Raw genomic sequence first — 23,572 nt, 5'->3', positions numbered from 1 at the left:
ATCCCGCTTTAATGGACAGTAAGACCCCCACCTGAAAATTCAGCGAAAGAAAAGAAGTTAGGTGGGGGTCGGGCTGCCCATTAAAGTCCGATTGTTGAGGGCTAAAGAAAACCCCCACTGCTTAAAGTTTCACTTTATGGGACATGCATAGTTATGTTATTTTATGCAATATTTTATGCATGATAAACGGTAATAACATTGTTGTTTTATTTATTTTTATTTTATATATTGCATAAAAATGAAAGTACTGATACAATACAAACATCGAATAAATATTCTATTAAACTTTTAAATATACATTATTAGGGGGAAGAAAGATGAAGAAGTTATTATCGATATCGTTTGCACTTATTTTAATTGTAAGTATGTTCAGCGCTTGTAGTAATGGGGAAGAAAAGGCTAGTGGAAAAAATAAAAAAGTACTGGTTATGGGGACTTCAGCAGATTATAAACCATATGAATACGTAGAAGCTTCAAAAAGTGATGAAATTATCGGCTTTGATGTTGATGTTGCTAAATATATCGGAAAAGAACTTGGTTATGAAGTGAAAGTGAAAGATATGGATTTTGGTGGTTTATTAGCATCTCTTAGCTCAGGAAAAGTTGATTTCGTAATGGCAGGTATGACGCCGACTGCAGAGCGTAAAAATAATGTTGATTTCACAGATATTTATTTTGTTGCGAAAAACATGGTCGTTTCTAAAAAGGATTCTAACATTCAATCTGTAGAGGATTTAAAAGGGAAAAAAGTAGGGGTACAAACAGGATCTATTCAAGAAGAGAAAGCGGCAGAATTTAAAAAACAAGTAGATTTCAAAGTTGAGGGACGTGACCGTATACCAGAAATCGTACAAGAAATTAAAGCTGGTCGTTTTGACGCTGCAATTATAGAAGACACAGTTGCTAAAAATTATGTAGAGAAAATGAAAGATTTACAAGGAATTGAAATTCAAGAAGCACCAGAAGAAGTAGGAGCAGCAATTGCCCTTCCGAAAAACAGCGATAAAACAGCAGAATTTAATAAAGTAATTAAAAAAATGCAAGAAAATGGAGAAATGGATAAATTAGTGAAGAAATGGTTTGGCAGCGAAAAATAAGCTGCCTTTGACTTTTCTGTGAGGGGAATGAACAGAATGAACTTAGATTTTTCGGCGATTACGCCTTCGATACCATATATACTAAAAGGCCTAGAAGTTACTTTGAAAATTGTAGCAGTATCAGCGCTAGCAGGATTTATTTTAGGAACGTTATTAGCGCTTTGCAAAATTGCTAGAACACGAGCATTAAATATAGCGGCAGATTTTTATACATCAATTTTCCGTGGTACACCACTTGTATTGCAATTAATGATTATTTATTTCGGTGTCCCGCAAATAATTGGTTATGATATACCAGCATTCGTAGCAGCTGTATTAGCATTTAGCTTAAATTCAGGTGCATATATGTCAGAGGTAATTCGTGCCGGCATTCAAGCGGTTGATAATGGACAAACAGAAGCAGCGATGGCTTTAGGGATTCCTTACGGAAAAATGATGCGAAATATTATTTTCCCTCAAGCATTAAAAAATATATTACCAGCGCTTGTGAACGAGTTTGCGACACTTACGAAAGAATCGGCTGTAGTAACAGTAATAGGAGCGACCGATTTAATGCGTCGCGCTTACATTGTAGGCGGTGAGACGTTTAAATATCTTGAACCATTACTTTTTGTTGGACTAATTTATTATATGCTAGTCATTATTCTTACATTAGTCGGGAAGGCAATTGAAGGGAGAATGAAGAAAAGTGATTAAAATTGAAAACCTTCATAAATCATTTGGAAAAAACGAAGTATTAAAAGGAATTACAACAACGATTGAAAAAGGGGAAGTAGTAGCAATTATTGGACCGTCTGGATCAGGGAAATCAACATTTTTACGTTGTATGAATGTGCTAGAGGCACCGACAAATGGTCACATTTGGATTGGAACGGAAGAAGTAACGAATCCGAAAACGAATATTATGCACGTTCGTGAAAATGTCGGAATGGTATTTCAGCATTTTCACCTATTTCCTCATATGACTGTTTTAGAAAATATTACGTATGCTCCTATCAATGTAAAAGGAGTAACGAAACAAGAAGCCGAAAAGAAAGCCGAGAAACTATTAGAAAAGGTTGGTTTATTAGATAAAAAAGATACGTATCCAAACCGTCTTTCGGGAGGGCAAAAGCAACGTGTAGCAATTGCGAGAGCGTTAGCGATGGAACCAGAAGTTATGTTATTTGATGAACCAACATCAGCACTAGATCCAGAGATGGTAAAAGAAGTGTTAGAAGTTATGAAATCATTAGTTACGACAGGAATGACAATGGCGATTGTTACACATGAAATGGGATTCGCAAAAGAAGTAGCAGATCGTGTTCTCTTTTTAGATGGTGGAAAGCTTGTAGAAGATAGTGCGCCAGCAGAATTTTTTGCAGCACCGAAAAGTGAACGTGCGCAACAATTTTTACAAAAAATATTGTAATATGTAAAGGTTACGTGAATAATAAGTAGAAAAGGATGACATTGTGTCATCCTTTTTTTATACTAACTGTAAATACGTTTATACATATAGGAGCAGTGCTATGTTCAAAATTGGATACCGTACAGTAAAAACAGCAATAGGGACAGGCGCAGCAGTTTTTATTGCTCAGTTATTAGGATTAGAATTTTATAGTTCAGCGGGCATTTTAGTTATATTATGTGTACAAAATACGAAACGTAAATCACTTCAAGTATCGTTACATCGTTTTTTAGCTTGTGTATTATCAATGGTATTCGCATTTTGTATTTTTGAAACAATTGGATATACACCGCTAGCAATTAGTATATTATTACTTACATTTATTCCGACTGCAGTTATGCTTAAAATTCAAGAAGGTATTGTCACGAGTTCAGTTATTGTGATGCATCTATATTCATTGAAACAAATTACATGGCTTATTGTTGGAAATGAAATTGCGATATTAACGATAGGAATTAGCGTGGCTTTATTAGTGAATATGTATATGCCAAGTAGTGAAAATAAGCTAAAAGAGTATCAGGATACAATAGAAAGTAATTTTAAAACAATTTTGTTTGAAATGGTCGTTTATTTACGAAACAGAGAAAGTAGTTGGAGCGGGGCAGAACTTATTGAAACTGAAAATATGCTAAATGAAGCAAGGGATTTATCGTTTAAGAAACTTGAGAATGCATTTATGCGAGAAGATGGCTATTACTATCGTTACTTTAATATGCGTATGCAGCAATTCGAAATTTTAGAGCGGATGATACCATTAGCAGCTTCTTTATCATGGACATATGAACAAGCTGACATGATTGCGGATGTGGTTGAAAACATTGGGAATGCTATTAGCCCTGAGAGTACTGGGGTTATTTCCTTAAGACAGCTGCAAGAAATGAGAGAATTATTTAGAGACATGCCATTGCCCGTTACACGTGAAGAGTTTGAGATACGTGCGAAGCTTGTTCAACTTGTGTATGAAATGGAGCAATATTTACTCATTAAAAGTCGTTTTAAGGGAAAGGATAATATAAAAGAACTTATATAGAAGGTAGGAATTACTTATGCCGTATCTTCTCTCTTTCATATTATGTCTTTCTTTATCGCCTATTTGGCCTCTTGGTGATAATCCACGTGCCGGAGATCCTTTCATTATTGTAAATAAAGCGACGAATAAACTAGCTTATATTGACGATGGAAAGATTCAAAAGGTTTTTCCAGTAGCGACAGGGAAAACAAATGAATTAACTCCAGAGGGAACTTTTGATGTTGTAATGAAAGCGAAGGATCCGTATTATATTGCAAAGAATATTCCAGGGGGATCACCGAAAAATCCACTTGGGTCAAGGTGGATTGGATTTAACGCAAGAGGAACTGATGGAAGTAAATATGGAATACATGGAACAAACCAACCTAGTTCAATTGGAAAGTATATTTCACAAGGATGTATACGAATGAAGAAAAACGATGTGGAGTATTTATTTGATCGCATTCCAATTGGAACGAAAGTATGGATTGTGAAGTCGAAACAATCCTTTCAGCAATTGGCAAAACAAAAAGGAGCCATTGCATATGAAAAAGCCAACGAAAAGGTTGGCTTTTTCATATGTAATAAGTTGTCTTGACATGTGTACATAACCATGAGTTAATGAGAGTATAGAAAGATAAAGTAAAACTTTAATCAGTGGAAGGTTTTTACCCGCTGACTATCAGCCCGCACCAATCGGGGTAAAAATTAGATAAAGGGGTTGCTCATATGTACTTGAATCCAAAAATTTCGTATATGCAATTTTTTATGGGATTTCTATTTGTTATTACATTCATATTGGCAACTTTTAATATATGTTCTTATCTCGTAGCAATTGTATGTATGGCAATACTCAATCTTACTTTTGTTATTGGAGCATTTCAGCAGAAACAATATACAAGTTTTATAACAGCACTTATAATGTCATTTTCCTTTAGTATTGTAGCGATTGTGCTTTATATAAAATAAACCATCTCGATATCGAGATGGTTTATTTTGTTATGTATAAAAAGTAAAAAAAGGACGAAAACATCGTCCTTTTTACCAAAACATACTTGCGCCAGCAAGTAATGTTGTTACAAGCATAGAAATTAGCATTACATAAACCATAACTTTTTGAGCTTTTTTATGCATCGTTAAACCTCCTTGCAAATCAGTACAATATCATTGTAACGAGAAATGATATTGTGGACAAGGGGAGAGAAGTGACAAAATTCGAGAAGTGTGTGTAAAGTATAACAGGAAATTTGTATGTATGTAGAGAATATATAATAATGATGGAATATAAGTTTTTTGCTATGCAAGCTGAAGAATGGAGATACGATGATGAAAATATACGAAACAAATCGTTTACATTTAAGGGAAATTGATGAGTCGTATGCTGAAAAAGTTCTTCAATATTACGACAGAAATCGTGAATTTTTAAAAGCTTGGGAAGAGTATAGACCGGATGATTTTTTTACGTTAGATTATCAGAAGAAAAAGTTACAAAAGGATAGAAAAGAGTTTGCAGAAGGTAAAATCATCAGACTTTGGATTTTTAAAAAGGGTGATGATACAAAAGTTATTGGGTGTATTTCATTTAATTTAATTGTTCGTGGCATTTATCAATCTTGTGTGCTCGGCTATAAATTAGATAAGGCAGAATTAAATAAAGGCTATACGACAGAAGCACTTAGAAAAGCTATTCAAGTTACCTTCGAAGAGTTTCAGTTACATCGTATAGAAGCACCGATTATGCCGCGAAATTTAGCATCTATACAAGTAGTGACGAAGATAGGCTTTCAATATGAGGGCGTGTCTAGGAAGATGTTAATGGTAAATGGAGTATGGGAAGATCATATGCGCTGGGTGTTGTTAAATGAGTAATAGAAAGCAGATGGTTATCTAGACATATAAACCGTCTGTTTTTTGTCTTGTATTTCGAAAGTTTTGCGAAATTCTGTTATAATTAATAGTGTTACATACATAATGGTAGTGCAGGAGGCGCGGTCTTATGATTAATCAAGAACGTTTAGTAAATGAATTTATGGAATTAGTACAAGTAGATTCTGAAACGAAATTTGAAGCAGAAATTTGCAAAGTATTAACAAAGAAATTTACAGATTTAGGTGTAGAAGTATTTGAAGATGACACAATGGCTGTTACTGGTCATGGTGCAGGTAACTTAATTTGTACTTTACCAGCAACAAAAGATGGTGTTGATACAATTTACTTCACTTCTCATATGGATACAGTAGTTCCTGGTAATGGAATTAAGCCTTCTATTAAAGATGGATATATCGTATCAGATGGTACTACGATTTTAGGTGCGGATGATAAAGCAGGATTAGCATCAATGTTCGAAGCAATTCGTGTTTTAAAAGAGAAAAATATCCCGCATGGTAAAATTGAATTTATTATTACAGTTGGAGAAGAATCTGGTCTTGTTGGTGCAAAAGCATTAGATCGTGAGCGCATTACAGCGAAATACGGTTACGCATTAGATAGCGATGGAAAAGTTGGTGAAATCGTTGTTGCAGCTCCAACACAAGCGAAAGTGAATGCAATTATTCGCGGGAAAACAGCTCATGCTGGTGTAGCCCCAGAAAAAGGTGTATCTGCAATTACTATCGCAGCAAAGGCAATTGCGAAGATGCCACTTGGTCGTATTGATTCTGAAACAACTGCAAATATTGGACGTTTTGAAGGTGGTACACAAACAAATATCGTTTGCGATCATGTACAAATCTTTGCAGAAGCGCGTTCTTTAATCAATGAAAAAATGGAAGTACAAGTTGCGAAAATGAAAGAAGCATTTGAAACAACTGCAAAAGAAATGGGTGGTCATGCAGACGTTGAAGTAAACGTTATGTATCCAGGATTTAAATTTGCTGATGGCGATCACGTTGTAGAAGTTGCAAAACGTGCAGCTGAAAATATTGGTCGTACACCTTCTCTTCACCAAAGTGGTGGCGGAAGTGATGCAAACGTAATTGCAGGACACGGTATTCCAACAGTTAACTTAGCGGTTGGTTATGAAGAAATTCATACAACAAACGAAAAGATTCCTGTTGAAGAATTAGCGAAAACAGCAGAATTAGTTGTTGCAATTATTGAAGAAGTAGCGAAGTAATGTAATAGAAAAAGCGTGTGAATCATAATTGATTTACACGCTTTTTATTTTGATTCGATTGCTTTTACAAGGCGGATCAGCCAATATAAGAAAATCCATGGCAGTATATCATTGGTTATAATGCCCAGTAGACTTGGAAGGATTCCTGCTACGTTTATAGCAAAAATAGGGAGTAATAAATAATTAATTAAGATGATTAATATAATAACGAGAAATGTATAGTTGAGTTTACTGTGTGATTTCATAACAAATCACTCCTTTTACAATAATAACCATCACTCGTATTAAATATAGCAAAAATAGGGATAAAAAGAATAAGTAATTATTATATTGTGCATGAATTTGATATAATGAAGGAACGAATGTTCTTTGAAGGGGTGAGTGTTATGCGAGAAATGTATCCGAAAAAGGGTCGTGTTATTTTACATGTAGATATGAATTGTTTTTTCGCATCTGTTGAAATTGCTCATGACCCATCATTACAAGGAAAGCCGTTAGCGGTTGCTGGAAATGAAAAAGAAAGAAAAGGAATTATCATAACATGCAGTTACGAGGCGAGAGAGTATGGGATACGTACGACGATGCCTCTTTGGGAAGCGAAAAGGTTATGCTCGCAATTAGTTGTAAGGCGTCCTAATTTTACATTATATCGTGAAGCTTCATTTCAAATGTTTCAAATCCTTTCCCGTTTTACGGAAAAAATACAACCAGTCTCTATAGATGAGGGGTATTTAGATATTACAGATTGCTACGCACTCGGTTCACCTCTTGAAATAGCAAAGATGATCCAACAAGCATTATTAACAGAGTTGCAGCTGCCGTGTAGCATCGGAATTGCTCCGAACCTTTTCCTAGCAAAAACAGCTTCTGATATGAAAAAGCCTCTCGGTATTACTGTGCTTCGAAAACGAGATATTCCAGAAATGATTTGGCCACTTCCAGTTGGAGCAATGCATGGAATTGGAGAAAAAACAGCTGAAAAATTAAATGATATTCATATACAAACAATTGAACAGTTAGCAAAAGGAAACGAACATATCATTCGCTCTAAAATTGGAAAGCATGGTGTTGATTTAAAGCAGCGGGCAAAAGGTATGGATGATAGGGAAGTTGATCCGAGTCAAATGGGACAACATAAAAGTGTTGGTAATTCGATGACTTTTTCAAAGGATATGGATGAAGAGAAAGAATTACTTGATATGTTAGAACGGCTATCAAAATCAGTGAGTAAAAGATTACAAAAGCGAACTCTTGTCAGCTATAATATTCAAATTATGATTAAATATCATGATAGGCGGACCGTAACGCGGAGTAAGCAATTGAAAAATGCGATTTGGGAAGAACGAGATATTTTTCAGGCTGCATCTCGTTTATGGAAGCAACATTGGGACGGTGATTCCGTCCGTTTACTAGGTGTTACAGCTACTGAAATAGAGTGGAAGACAGAATCGGTGAAACAATTAGATTTGTTTTCATTTGAAGAAGATGCGAAAGAAGAGCCGCTACTTGCTGTCATCGATCAAATTAATGATAAATATGGAATGCCCCTTTTACAACGAGGTAGTCAATTATTACGTAAGCAAGAAAAGTCTTTTCAGCAAAAATTAGAAAATAAGTTTATGTAGAAGGTGTCATGAAGCTGTACATATCATGACACCTTTCATTTTTAACTTGCTTCTAAATCTAATGAAGTTTTCCAACCAGCTGCAGTAACGCCAGCTTCTAATAGCATTCTGCTCACTATTTTTTCAATTAAGACTGCTGCATTTGTATTGCAATGTAATGTAGCTTGTATACACACTTTTTGCTTAGAATCTACGTCTTCACTATACAATTCTTTTAAACCAATGCCTTCAGAACTGACCATATGCATAAGTAAAAACCGAATATGGGCTTCATGTTCTTCTGAACAAGTAAGAGAAAGGAAGTAGTTCGTTTGTTCAGGTGATTCTTCTTTTGATTTTTGATTCATAAAGAGAGCGATTGGACGTAGTAGTATATTTGCCAGTAAAACGCCGGTTGCACCTAATATAGCTGCAACGAGGAAACCAGCGCCTGTAAGAGTACCAACAGCAGCTGCGCACCATAGAGTAGCCGCAGTATTAAGCCCTCTAATACTAAAACCATCGCGGATAATAACGCCGCCTCCTAAAAAACCAATCCCACTAACGACTTGAGCAGCAATACGTGAGGGGCTAGCATCGTGATCAAGCATGACGGATAATAAAACAAATATACAGGCACCAAGTGATACGAGAGCATTTGTCCGTAATCCAGCCATCCTGTGTCTCCATTGCCGTTCCATTCCGATGCAAGCACCTACAATAATTGCGATACATAATCTTAATACAATGTCATACCATACCATCATGGTCACCTCCATACATATAAGTCCATGTTATGTTTTTGAGAATGAGTGGGGAGTACCCACCCATTCTCATTTTTATCCCGCTATTTGCGGGCTGATGAAAGCTTCACTTTATAACCAGCTATGAAACTTTTTGATATAAACTTTTTTTAGGAACTGTGTTAAGAAAGCATAGCCTAATAGTATTCCTATTAACCAAGGGAAATAGCTAAGTGGTAATGCTTGTAATCCAACAGCTGCTCCAAGTGGCGAGAATGGAATATAAATTCCGATTGCCATAATACAAGCGGTTAATAAAAGAACTGGTATTGATGCAGTACTTTGAATGAACGGAATCTTCTGTGTTCTTATCATGTGAACAATTAAAGTTTGTGTTAGTAATCCAACGACAAACCAACCAGATTGGAATAATGATTGTTCGCTAGCTGTATTTGCGCCGAAGACGTTCCACATGACTACATATGTGATGATATCAAATATGGAACTAATTGGACCGATACAAATAATGAAGTTCCGTAAATTCGCAGTATCCCATTTTCTTGGTTTTTCTAAAAACTCTTTATCCATTTTGTCCCATGGAATAGACAGTTGTGAAATATCATAAAGCAAGTTTTGAATTAAAAGGTGAATGGCAAGCATCGGCAAGAAGGGGATGAAAGCACTTGCTACTAACACACTAAATACATTTCCAAAGTTAGAGCTAGCTGTCATTTTAATATATTTTAAAATGTTTCCAAATGTAGTGCGTCCTTCTAAAATACCTGCTTCTAATATGGTTAAACTTTTTTCGAGTAAAATAATGTCGGAAGACTCTTTTGCAATATCGGTAGCAGTATCAACAGATATGCCAACATCAGCTTCACGTAATGCTACGGCATCGTTAATGCCATCTCCCATATAACCGACAGTGTGTCCGTTTCCTTGTAATACTCGTATAATGCGAGATTTTTGCATTGGATTTAGTTTAGCAAATACAGTTGTTTCTTCGGCTAATTTTGCTAATGCTTTATCAGGTAAAGAATCGATTTCGTAACCAAGGACAGGCTCACCGATATTTAATCCAACTTCTTTGCAAACTTTTCTTGTCACGATTTCGTTATCGCCAGTTAAAATTTTTACTTGTACTCCATGTTTCTGTAATGCTTGAATGGCAGTAGCTGCAGATGGTTTCGGTGGATCTAAAAAGCCGATATATCCAGCGAGAATCATATCATTTTCATCTTGTACCGTGTACTCTGTATCATTTATTGGTCTATCTTTTTTATAAGCTACAGCAATAACACGCATACCTTCACTATTTAATGTCTCACTTAGTTCTTTTACATGTGAGCGCATGTCATCGGTAAGAGAAACAACTTTTCCATCTACTTCAGTGTAGTTACAAATAGATAAAATTTCTTCTACTGCCCCTTTACAAACCATTGTATGTTCACCTGAAATATCTTTCACGATGACAGACATACGCCGGCGTGCAAAATCAAATGGAATTTCATCTAGTTTTTGAAAAATGGATGGATTAAACTTTTGGTTTTCTTCTGTATGTTTCATAACGGCTTTATCTATTAAATTTTTCAATCCTGTTTGATAGAAGCTATTTAAATAGGCGAAGTGTAATACACGATTACATGTATTACCGTTTGGATCTAAATGCCGGACAAGTACGACTTTATCTTCTGTTAAAGTACCTGTTTTATCGGTACAAAGAATGTTCATAGCACCTAAGTTTTGAATAGAATTCAGTTGTTTTACAATTACTTTCTGTTTAGACATGTTAACGGCACCTTTTGCTAAATTAGCAGTTACAATCATAGGTAACATTTCAGGTGTGAGACCAACAGCAATTGCGATAGCGAAGAAGAAAGCCTCTTGCCAATCCCCTTTTGTGAATCCGTTAATGAGAAGAACGATAGGCGCCATAATAAGCATGAATGTAATTAAGAGCCAGCTTACTTTGTTTACACCTTTATCAAAGCTTGTTTCTACTCGTTTGCCGATTACCTTTTTTGCTAAAGAGCCGAAATGCGTATCGGTACTTGTGGAGATGACAACAGCTTTTGCACTACCACTTACAATATTTGTACCCATAAAACAAAGGTTTTCCATATCGAGTGGATTGTAATTTTTTTTCATGTTTTTCGGTAACATATGTTTATTCTCTGTATGGTAGCAGTTTTCATACTTTTCCACAGGAAGTGCTTCCCCAGTTAAAGAAGACTGATTCACAAATAAATCTTTAGCTGATAAAATACGCACATCAGCCGGAACGATATCACCGGCTGAAAGTGAAATAATATCGCCAGGTACAAGTTCTTCAATTGGAATTTCGGTTGAATCATTTTGCTTCAAATTCATTACGTTTTTTGTTTCGTGTACAAATCCATCTATTCTAAAGACGCTTGCCGTTGTTCGAACCATAGCTTTTAACTGATCCGCAGCTTTTTGAGAACGAAATTCTTGTAGAAAGCGAATCGTTGCACTTAGCATTACCATTACAGATACGACAATGGTTCCTTGTATGTCATCTGTGAAAAAAGAGAGTGCGCCGAGAGCTAATAAAACAAAAATAAATGGATTTTTAAATGCCAGTAGAAATTGAATGTACCACGGTGATGTTTTATTATGAGCGATTTCATTCGGGCCATATAAAGTAAGTCTACGAGCCGCTTCTTGTTTAGAGAGTCCATCTTCTGTTGTTTCTAAAAGTTGTAACGCCTTGTTTGCACCTTGTGTTGCGACTTCCACCAATAATTTGTTATTTGTTTTCATGCGATCTTGATCGTATGAATGTTTTGTTTCTTGTCTTTGTAAATTTAACATCGGTAGTTCCTCCTTTTTCATGAAGGAGGAAACAATCTGTTACTCGACTATTTAAAATTAGGAGGAACAGCTTCTTTCCTACCTACATGATGAAATATTAATGTGAAACATATGGGTATCTGGGCCGAATCATCAATTGCCAACTGTTCCTCACCTCCGTACAATTTAGTAGTTTCTGAATATGCTATGTTTGTTTCATAGTAAGGTGCATATATAAAAAGACCTTTACTCAAAACGAGTAAAGGTCTGAATTCGCAGTTAAAAGAGTCCACAACAAAGACTGTTAGTAAGCATAGATAAAAACAGTTTTTGTGTACGACAAAAATACATGCACCTCTCCCTCGTTGAGTTTTAGCACTGTATAGCATAGGTACTGAAACCAGCTACGTTAAGAAAGGCCTTCATTCCGACCTTTCCTGTTGACCCATTGGCGTCTCTCGACATTTTTGGGCAGCAGCGTTTCTCTATACAGGAGCCTCACCTAACAGAGACCATATTCAATTACAATTTGAATGTTAGCACTGTAAATTTATAGTGTCAATATCTTTTTTTGAAAAATCAAATAGGTTTATGATGGCTATATAGTAGGAAATAAGCGAAGTATTTTTGAAATAGGGTTGGAAAATAAATACTGTAATGAACATAAATAAAAAGCACTGATTACAGTGCTTTTTATTTATAGATTATGAGATTGTAGCATTTTCAAAAATAACAATTTCTGAACTGTTTGTTGTTGAAACGCGTTGTGCGTAATATGTTAAAGCTGAAGAAATATATGTTGGTAACGAATCATTTGTATGTGTTGTTGTATATTCATGGATTAATTCTTTCAAAGTCGTCCATTCTAATTGTGCTGGGTGATCAGACACGAAAGAACTTACCCAGCGATCAAATGAAGATGAAAAATCAGTTTGTAAACGAAATGCTTCTTTCATAATAAAACGCTCCCTTAAAATGTAGTATAATCATTTTAACATAAAACACGAACGATTACTAAGTTTTTTGAGTATAACGTTCGTGATATATAGTTGTCTAGATGATTGGTTATGTAAATTCGATTTGCCATTTGAAATAACATTCCGTAAGATGAAAGGTAGATTATATAAAGAGCTGGAGGAAAGAAAGTGGAATTTGTATTTTTAGGAACTGGTGCAGGTGTTCCTTCGAAAGGAAGGAACGTTTCAGCAATTGCTTTGCAATTGTTAGAAGAACGAGGACAGACTTGGTTATTTGATTGTGGCGAGGCGACGCAACATCAAATATTACATACATCAGTACGCCCACGCCGCATTGAAAAAATATTTATTACGCATTTACATGGTGATCATATTTTTGGCTTACCTGGTTTATTAGGAAGCCGTTCATTTCAAGGAGGGACTACACCTTTAACAGTGTATGGACCAAAAGGAATTAAGCAATTTATTGAAGTGGCATTATCAGTAAGTACGACACATGTAAAATATCCACTTGAAATTATTGAGATAACAGAAGAAGGTACTGTATTTGAAGATAATGAATTTCACGTGGAAACGAAAAGATTGTCACACGGCATTGAATGTTTTGGGTATCGAATCGTAGAGAAAGATATACAAGGTGCTCTTTTAGTCGATAAATTGCTGGAGATGGGTGTGAAACCAGGCCCGCTCTTTAAACGTTTAAAAGATGGAGAAGTAGTTGAATTAGAAAATGGTACGATACTAAATGGAAAAGACTTTATTGGTCCGCCTCAAAAGGGAAGAATTATTACCATTTTAGGTGATACAAGATATTGTGAAGCGAGTAGAGAGCTGGCACAAGACGCTGACGTACTTGTCCATGAGGCAACTTTTGCGGCAGAAGATGAACAACAAGCGTATGATTATTTTCATTCTACATCTAAGCAAGCTGCGAGTATTGCACTTCAGGCAAATGCAAAACGATTAATATTGACTCATATTAGTTCTCGTTATCAAGGAGATACATATAAGGAATTATGGAAAGAGGCAAGAGAGCTATTTTCTAATACGGAAATAGCTACGGATTTGAAATCATTTCCAGTGGATAGATAATAATGGTGTAAAAAATGGTGACAAAAGGTCGCCATTTTTTTATTTCTAAAAAAAAATTAAAATAAATCTGTTATCATTTTATACTTATATGGGATGAAACAGAAAATTTTTATGATGTGAAGATATAGGATAAAAATACATAGTACCGATTATTTAGAGAAACTGTTATATAAGTCAGACGACATACGAGTGGTACAAATACCAAAAACGGATTGTTATTCAGAACTTTTAAAATTCATTAAAAGTAAGCGTTTTATTAAAAACAAGCTATAATGAGGGCAGATTATAATTTATCCGCTATTTGTGGGCTAATAATCAGTGGGATGGATAAGATCTCTACCGATTAAAGTTTCACTTGTTTATGCTATCCTTGTAAGTGGTTCTGTGTTAAACTTTGGATTGCTACCAGACTTTATTCTGGATTAGCTTATATTATTTTTAAATGAAGGTAATGCGAAGTTTCTTATTTATTATGGTCACTAGTATTATTTCAGGATATATTGTTTCACTGTTACTCAAAAACAATCCAATTCGTATAGCGGAATAAGTTCGTAGTACAACTGGAAAAGCAACCGATTTGGTAGCTTAATAGAATAGTAAAAAATTTTTTCATAGAGGTTTAGGGGGAGTTATGATGAAGTATCGCTCAGTATTTGATATTATTGGTCCAGTTATGATTGGTCCATCAAGTTCACATACAGCAGGCGCAGCAAGAATGGGGCAAGTTGCTCGCCAGCTGTTTCGTCATGAACCAGAAAGAGTAAGCATTTCATTATATGGATCATTTGCAAAGACGTATCGTGGGCATGGTACAGATGTAGCACTGATCGGTGGGATATTAGGGTTTGAAACAGATGACTTACGTATTCCAGAGGCGCTAGACATAGCAAAAGAGCGCGGAATTGAAGTAGAATTCATTGAAGAAGATGCAAATGCACCTCACCCAAATACAGCGAGAATTCGTTTGTATAAAGGTGAAGAAGAAATTGAAGTTGTTGCTTGCTCAATTGGTGGCGGTAAAATTGAAGTTGTAGAATTAAACGGGTTCGATCTTCAATTAACAGGCACGAGTCCAGCACTACTTATTGTAAATAACGATCGCTTTGGTGCTATTGCAGCAGTAGCTTCAATCCTTGCGAAACACGAGATTAACATTAGTACAATGAGTGTTTCTCGTAAAGAAAAAGGAAGAAGAGCGCTTATGGTTATCGAAACAGATGAATTATTAGCAGATGAAGTGATTGAAGAGATAAACGCGCAACAAAATATTTGTCAAGTAACTATTATGGAATAATTGCAGGGGGGACACACCATGTTTCGGAACGCAGCGGAACTAGTGGCGCAAGCTAAAGAACAAAATGTAAAAATCGCAGAAATTATGATTCAATGTGAAATGGAAACAAGAAATATTTCACGTGAAGAAGTAATTGCTGGTATGGAAAAGAACTTAGTCGTAATGGAGCAAGCAGTAGAACGTGGTATTCGCGGAGTGAAATCACCAACTGGTTTAACTGGTGGAGATGCTGTAAAAGTTCAATCCTATATGAATAGCGGAAAAGGCTTATCTGGAGATACGATTTTGGACGCAGTGAGTAAAGCTGTTGCAACAAATGAAGTAAACGCAGCGATGGGAATTATTTGTGCAACGCCAACAGCAGGGTCTGCTGGAACAGTGCCAGGTGTACTATTTGCACTAAGAGAAAAATTGCAGCCTACACGTGAAGAAATGATTGAATTCTTATTTACAGCAGGAGCTTTCGGCATGGTTGTTGCAAATAACGCTTGTATTTCTGGTGCAGCGGGAGGATGCCAAGCTGAGGTTGGTTCAGCAAGTGGCATGGCAGCTGCAGCTGCAGTTGAGATGGCTGGTGGAACGCAGGAGCAAGCAGCTACGGCGATGGCGATTTCATTAAAGAACATGCTAGGTTTAGTATGTGATCCTGTTGCAGGGCTTGTAGAAGTACCTTGCGTAAAACGTAATGCAGCAGGAGCTGCAAACGCAATGATTTCAGCTGATTTAGCATTAGCTGGCGTAACGAGTACAATTCCATGTGATGAAGTAATTGAGGCAATGTTTAGAATCGGACAAACGATGCCAGTAGCACTTCGTGAAACAGCTGAAGGTGGACTTGCAGCAACACCAACTGGTCGCCGTCTGCAAGAAGAGATTTTCGGGAAGACTAATAACTAAACAATATATGTTTATAAAAAAATGGAGCTCAAGTAAGATTGAGCTCCATTTTTTATTTATCTTTTGTTAGTTGTTCTAATGTTTTCCCAAGGTTATGTGATCGTTGCGTAGCCTGTGTAATACAAGAAATAAGTGCTTGTTGAAATTTATGTTCTTGTAATACTTCAATGCCTGCTTCGGTCGTTCCGCCAGGAGAAGTAATTTCCTTTCGCAAAACAGAAGGGTGTTTTTCACTTGCTTTTAGCATTTCAGCAGCACCAATCATCGTCTGAAGAATAAGTGACTTTGCAACATCTTCTTTTAAACCAATTGTTTTTGCGGCTTCTTCCATCGCTTCCACTACGTAATAAATATAAGCAGGTCCACTTCCAGATAATGCAGTGACAGCATGCATATCTTCTTCCTCTACAACAGAGACGAGACCAACCGTTTCAAATAAGGCTATGGCAGTCTGAATATGTTCCGCTGTTGCATGTTTTGAAGGCGAGATAGCAGTGGCTGACTTTAAAATAGCTGCAGATGTATTTGGCATCGCACGAATAATCGGAACATCTTTTTGAAGTAGGTTTCTAATTGAGTGAGTAGAAACACCTGCTAATAACGAAATAATAAGCAGGTTATTATGTATATCTTCTTTAAAAGGAGTCAGTGCTTCTGCAACATCCTTCGGCTTCATTGCTAGAAAAAGAATAGTTGTATCAGTAAGTAGCTCTTTTTTATTATGTGTACCTTTGACGCCGTATTTTTTATGTAGCTCCTGCAACCTTGTCTCGTTAGAACGATTACTTACAGTAATTTGTTCGCCTTTCACAACATTTGCATGTAACAAGCCACCAATAATAGCTTCAGCAATAGAGCCTGCACCGAGAAAGGAAATGTTTTGAATAGACATGATGTTCCTCCTTTAAATTTGGTTAGAAATTCTTATAAATGTACATACATTCGTTTTTTTATAGGAAACACCTCTTTTTATCTGAAAATAATGACAAATATATATAGAAGATGTAAACTGAAGAAGTATTCATTTTTGAACCGGAAAGAGACAGGGGGGCTAAGCATGACGGCGATTCACCGAATGGAGATTCCTGTGCCATTTGCAGTTGAAACTGTGAATGTGTTTTTAGTTGAGGGGGAGACATTAACATTAATTGATACAGGGACGAAGACAGAAGGGGCAAGAAGTGCGTTAGAAAGTCAATTAGGTGCATTAGGATATATGATAGAAGATATTGAAACAGTAGTCATTACGCACCATCATGCGGATCATTGTGGGCTTTTAAATATATTTTCTGAGAAGACGAACATTATTGGGCACCCTTGGAATGAGCCTTGGATCACGCAAAATCCAGAATTTCTAAAGCGCTATCATGAGTTTTTTAGAGAGACAGCTTTGCAATTTGGTGTTCCAGCAGCATTTTTGAAAGACGAGGCGTTATTGACGTCAAAGACACTGAAGTATTCTTGTAATAGATCGTTAACGCATACTGTGAGAGAGGGAGATCGTATTGATTCTTTACCTGGGTTTACAGTTATTGAAACACCAGGTCATGCTTCCACTCATATTTCATTATATAGAGAATCTGATGGAATATTAATTGGCGGGGATGCTCTCATTAGTCATATTTCTTCGAATCCCATATTAGAACCACCATATGAAGGACAAACAGAAAGGGCACGCCCATTATTACAATATAATCAAACGTTAAAACGTTTAAGTGAAATGAATATTTCACGCATTTTATCAGGACATGGAGAAGATGTTCTAAATGTGAAACAACTTATTGAAACGAGATTACAAAAGCAAGAAACACGTGCGTTTAAAGTGCTTGAGTTATTAAAGGAAAAACCAATGACAGCATTTGAAGTATGTGTAAAACTATTTCCAGTATTATATAAGGAACAATTGCCACTTACTATTTCAGAAACTGTTGGACAATTAGACTTTTTAGCATATAATCAACAAGTGATGATTGATGAATCTTCACAACAATTGATTTATTATGCAAAGTAGGTGACAGCAATGACAGGACGTTTACAAAATAAAGTAATCGTCATTACAGGTGCTTCTAGTGGAATTGGAGAGCAAGTTGCAATGCAAGTTGCAGAGCTGGGGGCGACTCCAGTATTAATGGCTAGAACAGAAGAGAAATTAAAAGCGTTAGCAGAGAAAATTAAAGAAACCTATAATACGCCTTGCTATTACTATGTATTAGATGTAAGTGAAGAGACGGAAGTACAATCTGTTTTTTCAAAGGTATTACAAGAAGTAGGACGTATTGATATATTAGTAAACAATGCGGGATTTGGTATTTTTAAAACGTTTGAAGAGGCGTCAATGGATGAAGTGAAAGATATGTTCCAAGTAAATGTATTTGGATTAGTAGCTTGTACGAAAGCGGTACTACCTTATATGGTGAAAAGAAACGAAGGGCATATTATTAATATTGCTTCACTTGCTGGGAAAATTGCAACTCCGAAATCGAGTGCGTATGCTGCGACGAAACATGCAGTATTAGGGTTTACGAATAGTTTACGCATGGAGTTATCTAGTACAAATCTTTTCGTAACAGCGATTAATCCAGGTCCGATAGATACGAACTTTTTTGAAATAGCTGATCAATCCGGTACATATGTGAAAAATATGGGACGATACATGTTAAAACCAACATATGTTGCAGAGCAAATCGTAAAATCGATGCAAACGAAAAAGCGTGAAGTAAACTTACCGAAGTGGATGGGCATGGGTCCAAAACTTTATGCTCTCTTCCCAGGTTTATTTGAGCGTGTTGCAGGCAAATCATTAAGTAAAAAATAGGAGATTTCCATATGGAAATCTCCTATTTTTTTTATTTTCCAGTCACATAATCGTAAACGATATCCTCAACTGCCTCGTATACATCAATTTCAGTATTTGAATGAATTATCGTTTGAATATGTTTAATTAGCATTTCCTGATCCTCATTTGACATAGGATTACATTGATATTGTTGAAAACTTTTTATAATCATTTTCTCAATGAATTTCTCATTCATGTTTTTCCCCGCCTGTATGTACGTATGTATTGTTTTATTGTACTTGAAGTGAAACAAAAAAACTACTATGCAATATTTATGTATAAAAATTCGGATGTGTATATTGTTTTTCTAGTAAAATTAAGTTTTTTTAAGTTTATAAAATTTATAAATATTTAATTGACTCTATAAATATACAATATTATAATCATACTTAATTTAAAGAATTAATATGAGGAGGAGCATATGAAAGTCGCAATTATTGGAGCAACTGGGTATGGAGGTATTGAGTTAATTCGGTTATTAGAGCAACATCCATATTTTTCGATAGCATCTCTTCATTCTTTTTCGCAAGTTGGCGAGTGTATAACAAATGTATATCCACATTTTCAAAATGTTCTTGTTCATACGTTACAAGAAATTGATGCGGAGGAAATAAAGAAGAAAGCAGAAATTGTATTTTTAGCAACCCCAGCAGGAGTATCAACAGAGTTAACTCCGAAATTATTAGCAGTAGGTTTAAAAGTAATTGACCTATCTGGAGACTTTCGTATGAAAGATCCTTCGACATATGAACAGTGGTATAAAAGGACAGCTGCAAAAGAAGAAGTTCTTAGGGAAGCTGTATATGGGTTAAGTGAATGGAAAAGGTCCGAAATTCAAAATGCAAATTTAATTGCAAATCCAGGATGCTTTGCTACAGCTGCATTATTAGCGATATTGCCGTTAGTAAGTAGCGGCATAATTGAAGAAGATTCTATTATTATTGATGCGAAATCAGGCGTATCTGGAGCAGGAAAAACGCCAACAACGATGACTCACTTTCCTGAGTTATACGATAACTTACGTATTTATAAAGTAAATGAGCATCAACACGTTCCTGAGATTGAGCAAATGCTTGCAGAGTGGAATAGGGAAACGAAGCCAATCACATTTAGTACACATTTAATACCGATATCACGAGGGATTATGATTACACTTTATGCGAAAGTAAAACGAGAAATAGAAATAGAACAGCTTCAAAAGTTATATGAAGAAACGTATGAACAATCGCCTTTCATCCGAATTCGCACACAAGGAGAGTTTCCAAGTCCGAAAGAAGTGAGGGGCTCAAATTATTGTGATATGGGTATAGCTTACGATAAAAGAACAGGAAGAGTGACAGTCGTTTCAGTTATAGACAATATGATGAAAGGTGCGGCTGGGCAAGCGGTTCAAAATGCAAATATAGTAGCGGGACTAGAAGAAACAGCAGGCTTACAACATATGCCGCTTTATCTATAAGGGGGACATGATGATTAAAGTAGAGTCTATTACAAAATTAGAAAATGGTTCCATTGTAACGCCAAAAGGGTTTTTGGCAATCGGTACTGCAAATGGTTTGAAAAAAGAAAAAAAGGATTTAGGTGTAATCATTTGTGAAGTGCCGGCATCATGTGCCGCTGTTTATACAACGAATCAAATACAAGCAGCCCCGTTGCAAGTAACGAAAGAAAGTATAGCGGCTGAGGGGAAATTACAAGCTATTATCGTCAATAGCGGAAATGCAAATGCTTGTACAGGAATGAAAGGCTTACAAGATGCTTACGAGATGCGTGCATTAGGGGCGGAACATTTTGGAGTGAAAGAACATTACGTTGCAATAGCTTCAACAGGTGTAATTGGTGTTCCGTTACCGATGGATTTAATTCGAAAGGGAGTTGCAACTCTTATCCCGACGAAGGAAGAAAGTGAAGCACGTTCTTTTTCTGAAGCAATTTTAACGACGGATCTTATAACGAAAGAAACGTGCTATGAGATGATTATTGATGGGAAAAAAGTGACGATTGCTGGTGTTGCCAAAGGTTCAGGGATGATTCACCCAAATATGGCAACGATGCTAAGTTTTATTACGACAGATGCTCATATAGAGCATGACGTATTGCAAACAGCATTATCACAAATAACGAATCATACATTTAATCAAATTACGGTGGATGGAGATACTTCTACGAATGATATGGTCATCGTTATGGCAAGTGGATTATCAGAAACGAAACCAATCAATATGGAACATGCAGATTGGGAAACTTTCGTAGTTACTTTACAGAAGGTATGTGAAGATTTAGCAAAAAAAATTGCACAAGATGGTGAAGGTGCTACGAAGTTAATAGAAGTAAATGTGCTAGGAGCCCGAACGAATGAAGAGGCAAAGAAAATTGCAAAGCAAATAGTCGGTTCGAGTCTTGTGAAAACAGCAATACATGGTGAAGACCCAAATTGGGGCCGAATTATTAGCAGTATGGGACAAAGTGAAGTAGCGATTCATCCAAATACAATTGATATTACTCTTCAATCTATCGCAGTGTTAAAAAATAGTGAACCTCAAATGTTTTCTGAAGAGGAAATGAAAAAGAAATTAAAAGAACATGAAATTATGATTGATGTGCATTTACATTTAGGAGAAGAGAACGGATCAGCTTGGGGCTGTGACTTAAGCTATGAATATGTGAAAATAAACGCTTGTTATCGTACATAAGGAGAGGGAAGATGAGCGATTATATTGTAGTGAAATGCGGCGGTAGTATGTTGGATCAATTAAATGATGTGTTTTTTGATTGTATAAAGAAATTGCAACAGAAGTATAAAGTAGTGATTGTCCATGGTGGCGGCCCAGAAATTGATGCGCAATTAAAAGATTGTAACATCAAAATAGAAAAAAGAGATGGGTTACGAGTAACACCAAAAGAAGTTATGGATATTGTTCAAATGGTGCTATGCGGAAGTACGAATAAAAAATTTGTAATGAAGTTGCAAAGGCATAATTTACTTGCAGTAGGTTGTTCAGGATGTGACGGCAAATTACTTCAAGTTCAACCTGTCAGCGAAGAAATAGGATATGTGGGAGAAGTAAGTTATGTCGAAACAGCCTTACTAAAAGGATTGATAAATTTGAATTATATTCCTGTTATTGCTCCGGTCGGGATACATGATAATGAGATTTATAACATAAATGCGGATACAGCTGCAGCTGGAATTGCGGCCGCATTATCCGCAAAAGAACTCATTTTTATTACGGATGTAGATGGGATATTACATGAAGGGAAATTAGTAAAGAAAACGGATGAAGCGGAAATTATTACTTTAATAGAAAAAGGAGTTATTACAGGCGGGATGATTCCGAAAGTACAGGCGGCACTAACGTCATTAAAAATGGGAGTGCAAAAGATAAGTATTGTGAACGGTACAAAAGATTTTACTGGAGTTACGGGTGAGTGTATCGGAACGACGGTAACGAAAGGAGTAAGTATCGTATGACAAGTCATCTTTTTCAAACGTATGGGAGAAGAAATATTGAGCTTGTAAAGGGAAGGAGAACGGAAGTTATTGATGCAAATGGTAAGCAATATTTAGATTTCACATCAGGAATTGGCGTATGTAATTTAGGACATTGTCATCCTACGGTTATGAAAGCTGTCCAAGAGCAACTTCATGATATATGGCATATATCTAACCTGTTTACAAATAGCTTACAAGAAGAAGTAGCGTCATTATTAACAGAAAATACAGCGTTAGATTCTGTTTTTTTCTGTAATAGCGGGGCAGAGGCGAATGAAGCTGCTTTGAAGCTAGCTCGTAAGCATACTGGAAAATCTCTCGTCATAACATGTCAGCAGTCTTTTCACGGTAGAACATTCGGAACGATGAGTGCGACGGGGCAAAATAAAGTGAAAGAAGGATTTGGTCCGCTCCTTCCGTCTTTTTTACATACCCCTTTTAACGATATAAAGGCGTTAGAGGAAGTAATGAATGAAGAAGTAGCGGCGGTAATGGTAGAAGTTGTTCAAGGAGAGGGAGGAGTCATTCCTGCTGATCTATCTTTTTTGAAAGCAATTGAAACATTATGTAATAAGTTCGGTTCCTTATTTATTATAGACGAAGTACAAACAGGGATTGGAAGAACAGGGACATTATTTGCTTACGAGCAAATGGGAATAGATCCTCATATCGTTACTGCCGCTAAGGCGCTTGGAAATGGCATACCCGTTGGAGCGATGATTGGCCGGAAAGAACTTGGAACATCGTTTACTGCAGGATCACATGGTTCAACGTTTGGTGGAAATTATATTGCAATGACTGCAGCGAAAGAAGTATTGCAAGTAAGTAAGAAAGCATCGTTTTTAAAAGAAGTAAAGGAAAAGGGCGAATACGTATTAGAGAAGTTGCGAGAGGAATTACGACATGTTGAATGTATTCAAAATATACGTGGTAAGGGGCTTATGATCGGGATTGAGTGTAAGCATGAAGTTGCAAGTTTTATAGAACAACTAGAGAAAGAAGGACTTCTCGTATTACAAGCAGGGCCTAATGTGATAAGACTATTACCACCACTTATTGTAACGAATGAAGAGTTAGAGCAGGCAGTATATATGATAAAAAAAGTAGTTTGTACAAAAAACGTATCAATCATATAAGGGGGAAATTCC

The 23,572-nt window shown here is 36.2% G+C and carries 25 protein-coding genes, 1 pseudogene and 1 riboswitch; of the genes and pseudogenes, 19 read left to right on the top strand and 7 right to left on the bottom strand.

Going from position 1 to position 23,572, the window contains the following annotated elements:
- The first annotated feature begins 317 nt into the window (after nt 1-317).
- The 6 genes from MR115_RS05330 (at nt 318) to MR115_RS05305 (ending at nt 4,525) form a co-directional block, all read left to right on the top strand.
- Nucleotides 318-1,097 carry a transporter substrate-binding domain-containing protein gene (locus tag MR115_RS05330; protein WP_242240320.1) on the top strand — a complete coding sequence of 260 codons (780 nt, stop codon included), beginning with the start codon at nt 318-320 and terminating at the stop codon, nt 1,095-1,097.
- A gap of 36 nt (nt 1,098-1,133) precedes the next feature.
- Complete coding sequence (locus MR115_RS05325; RefSeq protein ID WP_242240317.1) at nt 1,134-1,793, top strand: amino acid ABC transporter permease; 660 nt, start codon at nt 1,134-1,136, stop codon at nt 1,791-1,793.
- Nucleotides 1,786-2,508, top strand: coding sequence for an amino acid ABC transporter ATP-binding protein (locus MR115_RS05320; RefSeq protein WP_000590218.1), 723 nt, complete (start codon nt 1,786-1,788; stop codon nt 2,506-2,508). Before MR115_RS05325 ends, MR115_RS05320 begins: the two co-directional genes overlap by 8 nt.
- Before the next feature lie 100 nt (nt 2,509-2,608).
- The gene (locus tag MR115_RS05315) at nt 2,609-3,577 is read left to right on the top strand and encodes an aromatic acid exporter family protein (RefSeq protein ID WP_000472675.1); all 969 of its coding nucleotides are present in this window, start codon (nt 2,609-2,611) and stop codon (nt 3,575-3,577) included.
- 16 nt (nt 3,578-3,593) lie between these two features.
- On the top strand, nt 3,594-4,154 hold the full coding sequence (locus MR115_RS05310; protein WP_242240315.1) for a L,D-transpeptidase: 561 nt from the start codon (nt 3,594-3,596) through the stop codon (nt 4,152-4,154).
- A gap of 131 nt (nt 4,155-4,285) precedes the next feature.
- A complete protein-coding gene (locus MR115_RS05305) occupies nt 4,286-4,525 on the top strand; it encodes a DUF3894 domain-containing protein (protein WP_242240312.1) in 240 nt (79 codons plus the stop codon).
- Between the two features lie 72 nt (nt 4,526-4,597).
- On the opposite strand, the gene prli42 is transcribed toward MR115_RS05305, so the two are convergent.
- Nucleotides 4,598-4,690 carry a stressosome-associated protein Prli42 gene (gene prli42 / locus MR115_RS05300; protein WP_000549040.1) on the bottom strand — a complete coding sequence of 31 codons (93 nt, stop codon included), beginning with the start codon at nt 4,688-4,690 and terminating at the stop codon, nt 4,598-4,600.
- Nucleotides 4,691-4,879: 189 nt separating this feature from the next.
- Here prli42 and MR115_RS05295 point away from each other — a divergent pair, with 189 nt between their 5' ends.
- Both MR115_RS05295 and MR115_RS05290 read left to right on the top strand, forming a co-directional pair.
- Nucleotides 4,880-5,425: a GNAT family N-acetyltransferase gene (locus tag MR115_RS05295; protein WP_061678089.1), complete on the top strand. Its 546-nt coding sequence runs from the start codon at nt 4,880-4,882 to the stop codon at nt 5,423-5,425.
- Between the two features lie 127 nt (nt 5,426-5,552).
- A complete protein-coding gene (locus MR115_RS05290; protein WP_000609805.1) occupies nt 5,553-6,671 on the top strand; it encodes a tripeptidase T in 1,119 nt (372 codons plus the stop codon).
- Between the two features lie 44 nt (nt 6,672-6,715).
- On the opposite strand, the gene MR115_RS05285 is transcribed toward MR115_RS05290, so the two are convergent.
- Nucleotides 6,716-6,916 carry a hypothetical protein gene (locus MR115_RS05285; protein WP_242240309.1) on the bottom strand — a complete coding sequence of 67 codons (201 nt, stop codon included), beginning with the start codon at nt 6,914-6,916 and terminating at the stop codon, nt 6,716-6,718.
- 141 nt (nt 6,917-7,057) lie between these two features.
- Here MR115_RS05285 and MR115_RS05280 point away from each other — a divergent pair, with 141 nt between their 5' ends.
- Entirely contained in the window at nt 7,058-8,296 is a 1,239-nt protein-coding gene (locus MR115_RS05280; protein WP_242240307.1) for a DNA polymerase IV, read from the top strand.
- Between the two features lie 41 nt (nt 8,297-8,337).
- On the opposite strand, the gene MR115_RS05275 is transcribed toward MR115_RS05280, so the two are convergent.
- The 3 genes from MR115_RS05275 to MR115_RS05265 form a co-directional block, all read right to left on the bottom strand.
- Entirely contained in the window at nt 8,338-9,039 is a 702-nt protein-coding gene (locus MR115_RS05275; RefSeq protein WP_242240616.1) for an MgtC/SapB family protein, read from the bottom strand.
- A gap of 111 nt (nt 9,040-9,150) precedes the next feature.
- Nucleotides 9,151-11,856, bottom strand: a complete 2,706-nt coding sequence (mgtA, locus tag MR115_RS05270) for a magnesium-translocating P-type ATPase (protein WP_242240302.1) — start codon at nt 11,854-11,856, stop codon at nt 9,151-9,153.
- 328 nt (nt 11,857-12,184) lie between these two features.
- A riboswitch (M-box (ykoK) riboswitch) is annotated at nt 12,185-12,352 on the bottom strand.
- 187 nt (nt 12,353-12,539) lie between these two features.
- Nucleotides 12,540-12,791: a DUF3932 family protein gene (locus MR115_RS05265; protein ID WP_000656495.1), complete on the bottom strand. Its 252-nt coding sequence runs from the start codon at nt 12,789-12,791 to the stop codon at nt 12,540-12,542.
- 189 nt (nt 12,792-12,980) lie between these two features.
- Between MR115_RS05265 and rnz the strand changes: the two genes are divergently transcribed.
- The 4 genes and pseudogenes from rnz (at nt 12,981) to sdaAA (ending at nt 16,095) form a co-directional block, all read left to right on the top strand.
- Nucleotides 12,981-13,904: a ribonuclease Z gene (rnz, locus tag MR115_RS05260; protein ID WP_061678096.1), complete on the top strand. Its 924-nt coding sequence runs from the start codon at nt 12,981-12,983 to the stop codon at nt 13,902-13,904.
- Between the two features lie 318 nt (nt 13,905-14,222).
- Nucleotides 14,223-14,459: pseudogene (locus tag MR115_RS30215) on the top strand (hypothetical protein).
- Between the two features lie 79 nt (nt 14,460-14,538).
- Entirely contained in the window at nt 14,539-15,198 is a 660-nt protein-coding gene (gene sdaAB / locus MR115_RS05255; RefSeq protein ID WP_061678097.1) for an L-serine ammonia-lyase, iron-sulfur-dependent subunit beta, read from the top strand.
- A gap of 18 nt (nt 15,199-15,216) precedes the next feature.
- The gene (sdaAA, locus tag MR115_RS05250) at nt 15,217-16,095 is read left to right on the top strand and encodes an L-serine ammonia-lyase, iron-sulfur-dependent, subunit alpha (RefSeq protein ID WP_098585272.1); all 879 of its coding nucleotides are present in this window, start codon (nt 15,217-15,219) and stop codon (nt 16,093-16,095) included.
- 52 nt (nt 16,096-16,147) lie between these two features.
- Here sdaAA and proI read toward each other — a convergent pair whose 3' ends face one another.
- A complete protein-coding gene (gene proI / locus MR115_RS05245) occupies nt 16,148-16,987 on the bottom strand; it encodes a pyrroline-5-carboxylate reductase ProI (protein ID WP_242240299.1) in 840 nt (279 codons plus the stop codon).
- A 165-nt stretch (nt 16,988-17,152) separates the two neighbouring features.
- Between proI and MR115_RS05240 the strand changes: the two genes are divergently transcribed.
- Nucleotides 17,153-18,106 carry an MBL fold metallo-hydrolase gene (locus MR115_RS05240; RefSeq protein ID WP_242240297.1) on the top strand — a complete coding sequence of 318 codons (954 nt, stop codon included), beginning with the start codon at nt 17,153-17,155 and terminating at the stop codon, nt 18,104-18,106.
- 9 nt (nt 18,107-18,115) lie between these two features.
- Entirely contained in the window at nt 18,116-18,910 is a 795-nt protein-coding gene (locus MR115_RS05235; protein WP_061678100.1) for an SDR family oxidoreductase, read from the top strand.
- A 31-nt stretch (nt 18,911-18,941) separates the two neighbouring features.
- Here the strand turns inward: MR115_RS05235 and MR115_RS05230 are convergent, their stop codons facing one another.
- Nucleotides 18,942-19,127, bottom strand: a complete 186-nt coding sequence (locus MR115_RS05230) for a YqzH family protein (RefSeq protein ID WP_061678101.1) — start codon at nt 19,125-19,127, stop codon at nt 18,942-18,944.
- A gap of 225 nt (nt 19,128-19,352) precedes the next feature.
- On the opposite strand from MR115_RS05230, the gene argC reads away from it, so the two are divergent.
- Genes argC through MR115_RS05210 form a run of 4 tightly spaced genes read left to right on the top strand, consistent with a single transcriptional unit; the run spans nt 19,353 to nt 23,560 of the window.
- Nucleotides 19,353-20,390: an N-acetyl-gamma-glutamyl-phosphate reductase gene (gene argC / locus MR115_RS05225; RefSeq protein WP_097864726.1), complete on the top strand. Its 1,038-nt coding sequence runs from the start codon at nt 19,353-19,355 to the stop codon at nt 20,388-20,390.
- Between the two features lie 10 nt (nt 20,391-20,400).
- Nucleotides 20,401-21,624 carry a bifunctional glutamate N-acetyltransferase/amino-acid acetyltransferase ArgJ gene (argJ, locus tag MR115_RS05220; RefSeq protein WP_141434976.1) on the top strand — a complete coding sequence of 408 codons (1,224 nt, stop codon included), beginning with the start codon at nt 20,401-20,403 and terminating at the stop codon, nt 21,622-21,624.
- A gap of 11 nt (nt 21,625-21,635) precedes the next feature.
- A complete protein-coding gene (argB, locus tag MR115_RS05215) occupies nt 21,636-22,403 on the top strand; it encodes an acetylglutamate kinase (RefSeq protein WP_098597620.1) in 768 nt (255 codons plus the stop codon).
- The gene (locus tag MR115_RS05210; RefSeq protein ID WP_242240294.1) at nt 22,400-23,560 is read left to right on the top strand and encodes an acetylornithine transaminase; all 1,161 of its coding nucleotides are present in this window, start codon (nt 22,400-22,402) and stop codon (nt 23,558-23,560) included. Before argB ends, MR115_RS05210 begins: the two co-directional genes overlap by 4 nt.
- Nucleotides 23,561-23,572: the final 12 nt, after the last annotated feature.

The organism is Bacillus cereus group sp. BfR-BA-01309, assembly GCF_022664315.1.
Lineage (GTDB): Bacteria > Bacillota > Bacilli > Bacillales > Bacillaceae_G > Bacillus_A > Bacillus_A mobilis.
This window is presented reverse-complemented; position numbering and strand designations above follow the sequence as displayed.

What these genes read in the sequence shown, in the direction of transcription:
- MR115_RS05330 (WP_242240320.1), top strand. Translation starts at nt 318, where the DNA reads ATGAAGAAGTTATTATCGATATCGTTTGCACTTATTTTAATTGTAAGT.
- MR115_RS05325 (WP_242240317.1), top strand. Translation starts at nt 1,134, where the DNA reads ATGAACTTAGATTTTTCGGCGATTACGCCTTCGATACCATATATACTA.
- MR115_RS05315 (WP_000472675.1), top strand. Translation starts at nt 2,609, where the DNA reads ATGTTCAAAATTGGATACCGTACAGTAAAAACAGCAATAGGGACAGGC.
- MR115_RS05310 (WP_242240315.1), top strand. Translation starts at nt 3,594, where the DNA reads ATGCCGTATCTTCTCTCTTTCATATTATGTCTTTCTTTATCGCCTATT.
- MR115_RS05305 (WP_242240312.1), top strand. Translation starts at nt 4,286, where the DNA reads ATGTACTTGAATCCAAAAATTTCGTATATGCAATTTTTTATGGGATTT.
- prli42 (WP_000549040.1), bottom strand. Translation starts at nt 4,690, where the DNA reads ATGCATAAAAAAGCTCAAAAAGTTATGGTTTATGTAATGCTAATTTCT.
- MR115_RS05295 (WP_061678089.1), top strand. Translation starts at nt 4,880, where the DNA reads ATGATGAAAATATACGAAACAAATCGTTTACATTTAAGGGAAATTGAT.
- MR115_RS05290 (WP_000609805.1), top strand. Translation starts at nt 5,553, where the DNA reads ATGATTAATCAAGAACGTTTAGTAAATGAATTTATGGAATTAGTACAA.
- MR115_RS05285 (WP_242240309.1), bottom strand. Translation starts at nt 6,916, where the DNA reads ATGAAATCACACAGTAAACTCAACTATACATTTCTCGTTATTATATTA.
- MR115_RS05280 (WP_242240307.1), top strand. Translation starts at nt 7,058, where the DNA reads ATGCGAGAAATGTATCCGAAAAAGGGTCGTGTTATTTTACATGTAGAT.
- MR115_RS05275 (WP_242240616.1), bottom strand. Translation starts at nt 9,039, where the DNA reads ATGGTATGGTATGACATTGTATTAAGATTATGTATCGCAATTATTGTA.
- mgtA (WP_242240302.1), bottom strand. Translation starts at nt 11,856, where the DNA reads ATGTTAAATTTACAAAGACAAGAAACAAAACATTCATACGATCAAGAT.
- MR115_RS05265 (WP_000656495.1), bottom strand. Translation starts at nt 12,791, where the DNA reads ATGAAAGAAGCATTTCGTTTACAAACTGATTTTTCATCTTCATTTGAT.
- sdaAB (WP_061678097.1), top strand. Translation starts at nt 14,539, where the DNA reads ATGAAGTATCGCTCAGTATTTGATATTATTGGTCCAGTTATGATTGGT.
- sdaAA (WP_098585272.1), top strand. Translation starts at nt 15,217, where the DNA reads ATGTTTCGGAACGCAGCGGAACTAGTGGCGCAAGCTAAAGAACAAAAT.
- proI (WP_242240299.1), bottom strand. Translation starts at nt 16,987, where the DNA reads ATGTCTATTCAAAACATTTCCTTTCTCGGTGCAGGCTCTATTGCTGAA.
- MR115_RS05240 (WP_242240297.1), top strand. Translation starts at nt 17,153, where the DNA reads ATGACGGCGATTCACCGAATGGAGATTCCTGTGCCATTTGCAGTTGAA.
- MR115_RS05235 (WP_061678100.1), top strand. Translation starts at nt 18,116, where the DNA reads ATGACAGGACGTTTACAAAATAAAGTAATCGTCATTACAGGTGCTTCT.
- MR115_RS05230 (WP_061678101.1), bottom strand. Translation starts at nt 19,127, where the DNA reads ATGAATGAGAAATTCATTGAGAAAATGATTATAAAAAGTTTTCAACAA.
- argC (WP_097864726.1), top strand. Translation starts at nt 19,353, where the DNA reads ATGAAAGTCGCAATTATTGGAGCAACTGGGTATGGAGGTATTGAGTTA.
- argJ (WP_141434976.1), top strand. Translation starts at nt 20,401, where the DNA reads ATGATTAAAGTAGAGTCTATTACAAAATTAGAAAATGGTTCCATTGTA.
- argB (WP_098597620.1), top strand. Translation starts at nt 21,636, where the DNA reads ATGAGCGATTATATTGTAGTGAAATGCGGCGGTAGTATGTTGGATCAA.
- MR115_RS05210 (WP_242240294.1), top strand. Translation starts at nt 22,400, where the DNA reads ATGACAAGTCATCTTTTTCAAACGTATGGGAGAAGAAATATTGAGCTT.